The sequence below is a fragment of the Streptomyces sp. NPDC058221 genome (assembly GCF_042882365.1).
In the GTDB taxonomy this organism is placed as follows: Bacteria; Actinomycetota; Actinomycetes; order Streptomycetales; family Streptomycetaceae; genus Streptomyces.
On sequence record NZ_JBHVWF010000245.1, the window covers coordinates 1 to 7416 of the forward strand.

The window sequence follows — 7416 nt, forward strand, 5'->3', positions numbered from 1 at the left end:
TCCATCTCCGGCTACCACATCCAGGAGGCCGGGGCCACGGCCGATCTGGAGCTCGCCTACACCCTGGCCGACGGTGTCGAGTACCTGCGCGCCGGACGGGACACCGGGCTCGACGTCGACGCCTTCGCGCCGCGGCTGTCGTTCTTCTGGGCGATCGGCATGAACTTCTTCATGGAAATCGCGAAGCTGCGGGCCGCCCGGCTGCTCTGGGCCAAGCTCGTCAAGCAGTTCGATCCGCAGAACCCCAAGTCGTTGTCGCTGCGCACCCATTCACAGACCTCGGGCTGGTCGCTGACCGCGCAGGACGTCTTCAACAACGTCACCCGCACCTGTGTGGAGGCGATGGCAGCCACCCAGGGCCACACCCAGTCGCTGCACACGAACGCCCTGGACGAGGCGCTCGCCCTGCCGACCGACTTCTCCGCACGCATCGCCCGCAACACCCAGCTGCTGCTCCAGCAGGAGTCCGGCACCGGGCGGGTCATCGACCCGTGGGGCGGCAGCGCCTACGTGGAGAAGCTGACCTACGACCTGGCTCGGCGTGCCTGGCAGCACATCGAGGAGGTCGAGGCGGCGGGCGGCATGGCCAAGGCCATCGACGCGGGCATTCCCAAGCTCCGCATCGAGGAAGCCGCCGCCCGTACCCAGGCGCGCATCGACTCCGGGCGGCAGCCGGTCATCGGCGTCAACAAGTACCGCGTCGAGACAGACGAGAAGATCGACGTGCTCAAGGTCGACAACTCCTCGGTGCGCACCCAGCAGATCGAGAAGCTGCGGCGGCTCCGCGAGGAGCGCGACGAGACGGCCTGCCAGGACGCGCTGCGCGCGCTGACGGACGCAGCCGGCCGGGAGCCCGGCCCCGGGCTCGAAGGCAATCTGCTGGCGCTGGCCGTCGGCGCGGCACGAGCGATGGCGACCGTGGGCGAGATCTCGGACGCACTGGAGAAGGTGTACGGCCGGCACGCGGGCCAGATCCGTACGATCTCCGGTGTGTACCGCAACGAGGCAGGGGAGTCGCCGTCCGTGGACCGCACCCGCGCACTGGTCGACGCGTTCGAGGAGGCCGAGGGACGGCGTCCGCGGATCCTGGTCGCCAAGATGGGCCAGGACGGGCACGACCGCGGCCAGAAGGTGATCGCGACCGCCTTCGCCGACCTGGGCTTCGACGTGGACGTCGGCCCGCTGTTCCAGACGCCGGGCGAGGTCGCCCGGCAGGCGGTCGAGGCGGATGTGCACATCGTGGGCGTCTCCTCCCTGGCCGCCGGCCACCTCACCCTCGTCCCCGCGCTCCGCGAGGAGCTCGCGGCCGAGGGGCGCGAGGACATCATGATCGTGGTGGGCGGGGTGATCCCGCCGTCGGACATCGAAGCCCTGCACGAGGCCGGTGCGGCGGCGGTGTTCCCGCCCGGGACGGTGATCCCGGACGCGGCCCACGATCTGGTGACGCGGCTCGGCGCCTCACTCGGTCACGAGCTGTGAGCCGCTGAACCCATGGCCCCGAGGATCGATCTCGACAGCTATGTGAAGGGGGTACTCGACGGGAAGCGGGCGCACATCGCGCGCGCCATCACCCTCGTCGAGTCCACCCGGCCCGACCACCGGGCGCTGGCACAGCAGTTGCTTCGTGAGCTGCTGCCGCACTCCGGGAACGCCCGGCGCATCGGTATCAGCGGTGTGCCGGGCGTCGGCAAGTCCACGTTCATCGACGCCCTCGGCACGATGCTCACCGGGCTCGGGCACCGGGTCGCGGTGCTGGCCGTCGACCCGTCCTCCAGCCGTACCGGCGGCTCCATCCTCGGCGACAAAACCAGGATGGAACGGCTCTCGGTGGATCCGGCGGCGTTCGTACGCCCCTCCCCCACCGCAGGCACGCTGGGCGGGGTGGCGAAGGCGACCCGGGAGTCCGTCGTGGTGATGGAGGCGGCGGGGTACGACGTGGTGCTGGTGGAGACGGTCGGGGTCGGCCAGTCGGAGACGGCGGTCGCCAATATGGTCGACACGTTTCTGCTGCTGACGCTGGCCCGCACCGGCGACCAGCTGCAGGGCATCAAGAAGGGGGTGCTGGAGCTCGCCGACGCCATCGCGGTCAACAAGGCCGACGGACCGCACGAGCGCGACGCCCGCTCCGCGGCACGTGAACTGGCGGGTGCGCTACGGCTGATGCACCCGGTGGACGCGGCATGGACCCCGCCGGTACTGACCTGCAGCGCCCGGGAGTCCAGCGGCCTGGACACCCTGTGGGAGCGGTTGGAGCAGCACCGGGCACTGCTGGAGTCGACGGGCCGGCTCGTGGCCAAACGGCGCGAGCAGCAGGTCGACTGGACCTGGACGATGGTGCGCGACGAGCTGCTGGGGAGTCTGCGCAGCCATCCCGGAGTGCGTGCGCTCACACCGGAGCTGGAACTGCGCGTACGGGAAGGCACTCTGCCCGCCTCGCTGGCCGCCGAGCAGATCCTGGAGGCCTTCCGGAGCCCGGGGCCGACTGCCTGACCGTTTTGCCGCACGAACACACCCGGCTCCGGACCCGGGGACAAGGCCCCGGAGCCGGGTCCCACGGCTCGGTAAACACCTCCCGCTCCCCCGCGCGGCGGGGTGAGCCACGCCATACGGGCCCCGCCCCGACCGGGAGCCGTGCTACATTGCCATTGGTACTTGTGTACGCCTTGAGATTCAGGCGCCGGTGCCGGTTCATTTCTCATCACGCTGATGCGCCCCTCGATTCCGACCGGCGATCCAGCTTTCACCGCATTACTTTCCTCAGTCCGGTACGGGTTCTCCCACCGGGCTTCCCTGCCCGTCGTCCGGGGCGTGAGATCTCCGCCCCCGTTTCTGCCGGGCCCCTTCATTCGCATGTCCGCGAAAGGACCACCCCGCATGACCACCACACTCGAACACCCCGTAACCACCCGGCCCGCGGCCCCCACGGCCGCCACCGGCGTCCTCGACATCACGCACCAGGGGCACGGCTCACTGCGTCCCGCAGACGGTCATCCCACCCCCCGTGACGTGCAGGTCCCCGCCGCGCTCATCCGCCGGCACGGCCTGCGCAAGGGCGATGCCGTCGAGGGAACGTGCGACCGGCCCCGCGCCCTGAGCGCCGTCGAGCGCGTCAACGGCCTTCCTCCGCAAGCACTTCGGGGCCGGCCGCACTTCCGCGACCTCACCCCGCTCCACCCCCGGCAGCGACTGCGCCTGGAAACGCCCTCGGGCAGCGCCTCGACGCGTGTCGTCGACCTCGTCGCCCCGATCGGCAAGGGACAGCGCGGGCTCATCGTGGCCCCGCCCAGGACCGGCAAGACGGTTCTCCTGCAGCAGATCGCGGCCTCGGTCGCCGAGAACCACCCCGAGTCCCATCTGATGGTGGTGCTGCTCGACGAGCGTCCCGAGGAGGTGACCGACATGCGCCGCTCGGTGCGGGGCGAGGTCTACGCCTCGACCTTCGACCGGCCCGCCAAGGAGCACATCGCGCTCGCCGAGCTCGCGCTCGACCGCGCCAAGCGGCTCGTCGAGCAGGGCCGCGACGTCGTCATCCTGCTGGACTCCCTCACCCGGCTGTGCCGGGCCCACAACAACGCGGCCACGGCCGGCGGACGCACCCTCAGCGGCGGCGTCGACGCGGCGGCCCTGCTCGGCCCCAAGCGCCTCTTCGGTGCCGCGCGGCTCACCGAGGAGGGCGGCTCCCTCACCATCCTTGCCACCGCTCTGGTGGACACCGGCTCCCGCGCGGACGAGTACTTCTTCGAGGAGCTCAAGGGGACCGGAAACATGGAACTGCGGCTCGACCGCGGCCTGGCCGAGAAGCGGATCCACCCGGCCGTGAACATCGCGGCCTCCGGCACCCGCCGCGACGAACTCCTCGTACCGGCCGACGAGCTGACCGCCGTACGCGGTCTGCGGCGCGCCCTGCATTCCAGGGACGCGCAGACCTCGCTCGAAACGCTGCTGGACCGGATCCGGCACACCCCCGACAACGCCGCCTTCCTCCAGCTGATCCGCAACACCGTTCCGGCCGCCTGAACACCGGTCATACGTCCTACCATGTAGCGGCACTTACCAGCAGAGGGAGAGCAGGCACATGGAATTCCGCCGACTCGGCCGCAGCGGTCTGACGATCAGCGAGATCGCGTACGGAAACTGGCTCACCCACGGCTCCCAGGTGGAGGAGGACGCGGCACTCGCCTGCATCCGGGCCGCCCTGGACGCCGGTATCACCACCTTCGACACCGCTGACGTCTACGCCCAGACACGTGCCGAGGCCGTTCTCGGACGGGCGCTCAAGGATGAGCGCCGGGAAGGGCTGGAGATCTTCACCAAGGTCTACTTCCCCACCGGTCCCGGGCAGAACGACCGGGGTCTCGGCCGCAAGCACATCATGGAGTCCATCGACAACTCACTGCGCCGGCTCCGGACCGACCACGTCGACCTCTACCAGGCGCACCGCTACGACCACACCACGCCGCTGGAGGAGACCATGGCGGCGTTCGCCGACGTCGTCCGCTCCGGCAAGGCGCACTACATCGGCGTCTCGGAGTGGACGGCCGACCAGCTGCGTGCCGGGCATGCGCTGGCCCGCGAACTGCGGGTGCCGTTCGTCTCCAACCAGCCGCAGTACTCGGCACTGTGGCGGGTCATCGAGGACGAGGTGGTACCCGCGTCCGAGGAGCTCGGCATCGGTCAGATCGTCTGGTCGCCGATCGCCCAGGGCGCGCTCACGGGCAAGTACCGGCCCGGTGCGCCGCTGCCGGCGGGCTCGCGCGCGACGGACGACAAGGGCGGGGCCGACATGGTCGCCGACTGGCTGCGCGAGGAGGTGCTGGAGCAGGTGCAGCAGCTGCACCCGCTGGCCGAGCAGGCCGGGCTGAGCATGGCCCAGCTCGCGGTCGCCTGGGTGCTGCAGAACTCCAACGTCTCCGCCGCGATCATCGGCGCCTCCCGTCCCGAACAGGTGACGGAGAACGCCGGGGCCGCCGGTGTGCGGCTGGACGCGGACCTGCTGAAGGCCGTCGACCAGGTCCTGGACCCGGTGGCGCAGCGGGATCCCGCTCTGACCGTCGGCTACAAGGGCCACAGCTGACATGACGCGAAGGGGCCCGGCCGCACGGCCGGGTCCCTTCGCGCTGCCGTGCGTCACATCCGGGTGTTCAGCGAGGCGGTGTGCTCACGGACCTGCTCAGGGGTGAGATAGCTGTCCGTGTACTCGAAGTCGCGCAACGTGGCGGGCTTGCGGGACTGGAATCCGGTGCGGACGAAGTCGTCGCCCGCGGCGGCGTTGATCAGCCAGTTGGTCATGACCCTCGCCTTGGCCACATTGGTCCGCAGCGCCGACCAGTGGTAGCCCCGGGCGACGGCCTGGGCGCCGATGCCGTGCATCTCGATGCCGAGGGGCTTGGACACGGCATCCTTGCCGCCGAGGTCCACGACGAGCCCGAGGTCCTTGTGGACGTACGGCTGCAGCGGCTGGTGACGCAGGGTGGCCAGCAGGTTGTCGGCGATCTTGCGGCCCTGGCGCATCGCGTGCTGTGCGGTGGGCGGGCAGACCGCGCCGTCTCCCTTGGCCAGGTCGGGTACGGCCGCGGCATCGCCGAGGGCAAAGATCCCGTCGTGGCCGGGCAGGGCCATTTCGGGGGTCACCGCCAGCCGGCCGCGCACCGTCTCCGCGTCGAAGGTGGTGACCAGCGGACTGGCGGTGACGCCCGCCGTCCAGATCAGGGTGCGGCAGGGCAGTACCCGGCCGTCCGTGAAGGTCACCTTGTCGGGGCCTGCCTCGGCGATCGAGACACCGAGGGACACCTCGATCCCTCGTTCCCGCAGCACCTTCAGCGCGCTCTCGCCGAGCTTGTCGCCCAGTTCGGGCATGAGCTTCGGAGCGATGTCGATGAGGTGCCACTTGATCAGCTTCGGGTCGAGCCGGGGATAGTGCCGCACGGCGTTGGTGGTGAGCCGCTGCAGGCAGGCCGCGGTCTCGGTGCCCGCGTACCCGCCGCCGACCACCACGAACTGCAGCCGTGAGGCACGTTCCGACTCGTCGTTGCTGGCGTCCGCGAGATCGAGCTGGGCGATCACGTGGTCGCGTACGAAGGCGGCCTCGGCCAGCGTCTTCATGCCTCGGGCGTTGTCGAGCAGCCCGGGGATGTCGAAGGTGCGGGTGACGCTGCCCGGGCTGAGCACGATGTAGTCGTACGGCTCGTTGACCACCTCGTCGGTGATCTTGCGGATGACGCAGACCTTGGCCTGCGGGTCCACCCCGATGGCCCCGCCGGGGATGATCCGGGTGCGGTGCCGGCTACTGCGGCGCAGGGACACCGCCACCGACTGCGGGGTGAGGACGCCCGAGGCCACTTGGGGCAGCAGGGGCAGGTAGAGCTGGTACGAGAACGGCGCCACGAGTGCGATGTCCGCTTCACCGGGACGGAGCCGGCGTTCCAGACGGCGTACGCACTCGACCCCGGCAAAACCGGCTCCTACGACGAGAATCCTGGGTCGTGCCACAGTGTTCGTCCCTTCTCGGGTCTGCACGGTCGTCCGTTCGCCTGCCCCGTCACACGCGCCCGTCACCTCTCATCTTTACGAGATGGCTGCGACTTCGCCTGCTGGGGCGGCAGAACGGACGACCCGGTGGTCATCTGACCAGGTACGTCACCACCGTGCAGGCGCCGCCCGCTGTGCTCAGACAGACCACTGCCGCTGCCACACAGCGCGCCCTGAGCCTGCGGTACCGCCGGCTGTATTCGCCACGCAGTTCGGTGGCGCGCGCGGAGATGCGCATCAGCATCACCCGCGAGGCATAGGCACGGTCGGCTGCGTAGACCCGTTCCACGTCCTCGCGCTGGGCGGTGGTGAGCCAGGGCAGCTCGTCGGTGAAGCGGCGGGCGAGCCGTCGCGCCTCCTCGACCTCCGCGCTCCACAGCAGATAGCCCTCCATCTGGGCCAGCCCTCGGGCGCTGTCCTTGTCGGGGTCGGTGCCCACCAGGTCCTCCTCTCCGCCGGCCGCTCCGCTCACGCCTGCCTGTCCCCCGGGGCCACCGTGACGGAGCGGTCGCCGCGATTGGCCGATTCGTCGAGCTCGCGTACGGACGGGTGGTGCAGGTCGAACGCCGGGGACTCGGAACGGATCCGCGGCAGGGTGACGAAGTTGTGCCGAGGCGGCGGGCAGGACGTCGCCCACTCCAGCGAACGGCCGTAACCCCACGGGTCGTCGACGCCGACGTTCTTGCCGTACTTGGCCGTCTTCCAGACGTTGTACAGGAACGGCAGCATCGACAGACCGAGGAGGAACGAGGAGATCGACGAGATCGTGTTCAGCGCGGTGAAGCCGTCCACGGCGAGGTAGTCCGCGTAACGACGCGGCATGCCCTCGGCGCCCAGCCAGTGCTGCACCAGGAACGTGCCGTGGAAGCCCACGAACAGCGTCCAGAA

At 70.2% G+C, this 7416-nt stretch carries 7 protein-coding genes; 4 read left to right on the forward strand and 3 right to left on the reverse strand.

Going from position 1 to position 7416, the window contains the following annotated elements:
* From ACFVW8_RS37650 to ACFVW8_RS37665, 4 genes are all read left to right on the forward strand, one after another.
* A partial coding sequence (locus ACFVW8_RS37650) for a methylmalonyl-CoA mutase family protein (protein WP_389698296.1) occupies positions 1–1479 on the forward strand: 1479 nt, incomplete at its 5' end.
* Between the two features lie 12 nt (positions 1480–1491).
* Positions 1492–2490, forward strand: coding sequence for a methylmalonyl Co-A mutase-associated GTPase MeaB (gene meaB, locus ACFVW8_RS37655; protein ID WP_389698298.1), 999 nt, complete (start codon positions 1492–1494; stop codon positions 2488–2490).
* Positions 2491–2874: 384 nt separating this feature from the next.
* The gene (rho, locus tag ACFVW8_RS37660; protein ID WP_389698300.1) at positions 2875–4017 is read left to right on the forward strand and encodes a transcription termination factor Rho; all 1143 of its coding nucleotides are present in this window, start codon (positions 2875–2877) and stop codon (positions 4015–4017) included.
* A gap of 58 nt (positions 4018–4075) precedes the next feature.
* Entirely contained in the window at positions 4076–5074 is a 999-nt protein-coding gene (locus ACFVW8_RS37665; protein ID WP_389698302.1) for an aldo/keto reductase family protein, read from the forward strand.
* Positions 5075–5127: 53 nt separating this feature from the next.
* Here ACFVW8_RS37665 and ACFVW8_RS37670 read toward each other — a convergent pair whose 3' ends face one another.
* From ACFVW8_RS37670 to ACFVW8_RS37680, 3 genes are all read right to left on the reverse strand, one after another.
* The gene (locus ACFVW8_RS37670; RefSeq protein WP_389698304.1) at positions 5128–6489 is read right to left on the reverse strand and encodes an NAD(P)/FAD-dependent oxidoreductase; all 1362 of its coding nucleotides are present in this window, start codon (positions 6487–6489) and stop codon (positions 5128–5130) included.
* A 130-nt stretch (positions 6490–6619) separates the two neighbouring features.
* The gene (locus tag ACFVW8_RS37675; RefSeq protein ID WP_389698308.1) at positions 6620–6922 is read right to left on the reverse strand and encodes a hypothetical protein; all 303 of its coding nucleotides are present in this window, start codon (positions 6920–6922) and stop codon (positions 6620–6622) included.
* Positions 6923–6996: 74 nt separating this feature from the next.
* The coding region (locus ACFVW8_RS37680) for a cbb3-type cytochrome c oxidase subunit I (protein ID WP_389698306.1) at positions 6997–7416 on the reverse strand (420 nt) is incomplete at its 5' end.